We start from the raw sequence: 466 nt of genomic DNA on the forward strand, positions 1-466 counted from the left end.
GTTACCAGCTGCCGCGCGCGTCCGACGTCGCCGTCTGGACGCAGACGGGCGACATGCTGCCGCCGCTGTCCGAGACCGATCCGCCGAAGGGTGTCGCCGAAGTGGTGATGATCCCCGTCGTCGGCGCGATCGTGAACGGCATCGCGCACGCGATCGGCCATCGTTTCACCGACCTGCCGGTGACCCCGCAAAAGATTCAGGAGGTGCTCGCATGACGACCGCCCAAACCGCGGCTTCGGCCGCGAGCGCCAGCGTGGCTGCGACTGGCGCTTCCGCACCGGCGGCAACTTCGGCCGCATCGGCGTCCGTTCCCGCTGCCCCGGCTGCGCCGGCATCGGCCGCGGCCGCAGTCGAGCGTCCGCTCGTCCGGTTCCAGCAGAAACCGCTGTCGGTCAGGATCAACGGCAAGACCGTCGGTCCGATGCAGGTGCCGGAAGGTCTGATGATGATCGAGTTCCTGCACGAG

The 466-nt window shown here is 68.9% G+C and carries 2 protein-coding genes; both read left to right on the plus strand.

Annotation, left to right across the window (positions count from 1 at the left end; genetic code table 11):
* The coding region (locus tag M3636_RS29140) for a hypothetical protein (RefSeq protein WP_251384754.1) at positions 1-215 on the plus strand (215 nt) is incomplete at its 5' end.
* The coding region (locus M3636_RS29145) for a hypothetical protein (protein ID WP_251384755.1) at positions 212-466 on the plus strand (255 nt) is incomplete at its 3' end. The genes M3636_RS29140 and M3636_RS29145, both read left to right, overlap by 4 nt.

The sequence above is a fragment of the Paenibacillus sp. MER 99-2 genome (assembly GCF_023714095.1).
Classification (GTDB): domain Bacteria; phylum Bacillota; class Bacilli; order Paenibacillales; family Paenibacillaceae; genus Paenibacillus.